General features: G+C 34.6%; 2 protein-coding genes. Both read left to right on the forward strand.

Features of this window, described 5'->3' with window-relative positions; translation table 11 throughout:
* The first annotated feature begins 470 nt into the window (after positions 1-470).
* Complete coding sequence (locus B5V89_RS00005; RefSeq protein ID WP_108069876.1) at positions 471-857, forward strand: DUF6262 family protein; 387 nt, start codon at positions 471-473, stop codon at positions 855-857.
* 146 nt (positions 858-1,003) lie between these two features.
* Positions 1,004-1,354, forward strand: coding sequence for a VOC family protein (locus B5V89_RS00010; protein WP_108069878.1), 351 nt, complete (start codon positions 1,004-1,006; stop codon positions 1,352-1,354).
* Positions 1,355-1,446 lie beyond the last annotated feature (92 nt).

The raw sequence follows: 1,446 nt of genomic DNA on the forward strand, positions 1-1,446 counted from the left end.
CACTCTTCAAACAAAGGAAATTCGTTCTTTTTTCCCTTTGCCTCATACTCTATTAATTCAATACCAAAATCATGCGGAATGATCATAAAAAAACTCCTCCCAACTAATATGCAAAAAATTTAGCACATTCTGTCGGAGAAGTATATAGATTAATCTGGAGGAATTTGAAAAAAATATTTGGTTTTTGGAGGAAATAAAGTGGCTATTTACATCCATGTATAAAAAATAACTGCCGCAGTTTTCATGTAGATCAAAGTTTTTTAGATTTCTATAATGATCAGATTTCAAAGATAGAAGCTGATATACATATATATCAAAAATCAGGAAGAAATCGCTCAATAGAAATTATTCAACCGAAATTGAAACGGTACAAAGAAATTAGGGATGGAATCATTCAGAACGGTGGAATTTATGGAATTAACAAATCAAGAAGAGAATCGGAAAATTAAAGATGAAAGATGTGAGATACATTGGCTAATAAGAATCCCAATACAGGACCATTATTAAGAAGTATAGAAGATAAAAAGCAAAAGACTTTTCAAAAGGTAGAGACCGCCATTAAAGAGATGATAAAGCAACATAAAAAGATTAACTTTAATTCTATAGCAGAAGAATCTGGTGTATCAAAGTCATTTCTTTATAAGTACAGTGAAATAAGATCTCGAATTGAAACATTAAGGAGTCAGGAAAAAGGCTTAGTAACACCGAAACAGGCCAAACGAGAAATGTCAGAGAAATCAAAGGATGTCATTATTGCATCACTTCGTAAAAGAAGTAAGAATCTTGAAGAAGAAAATAGGAAATTGAAAGAGCAACTTAAAGTGGAATGGGCAGCAATTTATAAAGAAATTGAGTAAAATAATGAACTATCTTTAAAAACATGTATTCAATGAATGAGGTTCGATAGAACCTCATTTTTATTAATCATACTGTAGATAAGAAACATTTTGTGGAAGAAAGGACAATCTGAGAACGTTTTATTTTAGTACGAGGAGGATGTAGAGTGAAGGTCAAGCGAATTGTTACCAATATTGAGACGCAGGACATTTCCAAGGCAAGGTACTTCTATGGGGAAATACTAGGACTTGATCAATTAATGAATCACGGATTTATTGCCACCTATGGTTCACATGAGAAAATGGACACTCAAATCAGTTTCCTTTCAGAGGGAGGTTCCGGGACTCCAGCGCCTGACTTGTCAATTGAAGTTGATGATCTTGATGAGGTGCTAACACGCGTAAAAGAAGCGAAGATTCCAATTGAGTATGGACCCGTTGAGGAACCTTGGGGAGTTCGGCGCTTTTATGTAAGAGACCCATTCGGAAAGCTCGTCAATATTCTTTTCCACCTGTAAACAAATAGAAAAAAGCTATTCAAGAATAGGGCGCACTTATTCAGGCAGTGCGCCTTTTCTTTAATCGGGCCAGGGTATTGTAAAAAGTTCTA

This window comes from Heyndrickxia sporothermodurans (genome assembly GCF_003055045.1).
Lineage (GTDB): Bacteria > Bacillota > Bacilli > Bacillales > Bacillaceae_C > Heyndrickxia > Heyndrickxia sporothermodurans.